The following is a 1015-nucleotide window of genomic DNA, read 5'->3' on the forward strand; positions in this document are numbered from 1 at the left end:
CTCGCACGGCGTGCGTGGTCGTGGCGCTGCCATGACGTATCTGTCCCATAAGGCTTCCTTCCACTCGCGTGAAAATATCACACCATCAAATCCCGGGACTAAACACCTAGGTCCTGTTAGGTCTCTGAATAACAGAACTGAGTGCATAGCTGCTTATGATGGCCATTATGCAGTCTGTTTTTCCTGATCGAACCGGGTCCGTCTTGGAGACTTTGATCGCAGAAGTCCGTCCGAACGGGAAAACCCCACCGAAAACCTTTGACTGACGATATCCGCGGTTTTCTGGCGTTATCAGAACGATGCAAAATGGCGCGCCCTACCAGATGAGTTCGGTTCCTGGTGGATGGTGATACAACTGTTCATTCGATGGTCGAAACTCGGTGTGTGGCAGCGCCTTTTGGAAAAGGTCAAAGACACAGATTAGGTCCTCGGCATGGTCTTTCTCGATGAGACGACGATCCGTACCCATCACAAAACGGCCGGAGCAGCTAAAAAGAGGGATACAGCGGACGCCGCAGAGACCGTGAGGCGCTTGGCCGCTCACGTAGAGGCTTTGGCATCAAGGTCTGCGTATCGCGGACGGATACGGCAGGGCTCTGTCCTTCAATACTGTCATCCGGACAGGCACATAAGCTGCCATCCGCTTATGCCCTGCTCGACGATCTGCCGCACCCACCGACCTGTGTCGTCTGTGACCGTGAGTATGCTTCACACAAATTCCGTGACTATCTCTGGGACCGGGGGATCTCGCCCTGTCATCCCGCCAAGGAAGACTGTCCAAAAGTCGCCTGTCCCAGATGGACTTACAGACACCGGCATCTGGTCGAAAACCTGTGGGCAAGGCTCAAGGAGTGGCGGGCTGTCGCGACCCGATAGGAAAAGGCCGCCGCATCTTTCCTCTCCGAGAGGTGGTCCCGTCTGTTCGGACAGTTTTTGGATTTGAATAAGCTATACCCGGTTATTGTTATGCCGCCATTCTGACGGCGTTGCTGTTGGCCCTCTGGTCCGGGGTTAA

The 1015-nt window shown here is 54.7% G+C and carries 2 protein-coding genes; both read left to right on the forward strand.

Going from position 1 to position 1015, the window contains the following annotated elements; all coding sequences use genetic code 11:
• The first annotated feature begins 268 nt into the window (after positions 1 to 268).
• A complete protein-coding gene (locus HKD24_RS15645) occupies positions 269 to 424 on the forward strand; it encodes a transposase (protein WP_407646383.1) in 156 nt (51 codons plus the stop codon).
• 239 nt (positions 425 to 663) lie between these two features.
• On the forward strand, positions 664 to 876 hold the full coding sequence (locus HKD24_RS15650) for a hypothetical protein (RefSeq protein ID WP_407646384.1): 213 nt from the start codon (positions 664 to 666) through the stop codon (positions 874 to 876).
• The last annotated feature ends 139 nt before the right edge of the window (positions 877 to 1015 follow it).

Origin of the sequence: Gluconobacter vitians (assembly GCF_015244565.1) — a bacterium.
GTDB lineage: Bacteria > Pseudomonadota > Alphaproteobacteria > Acetobacterales > Acetobacteraceae > Gluconobacter > Gluconobacter vitians.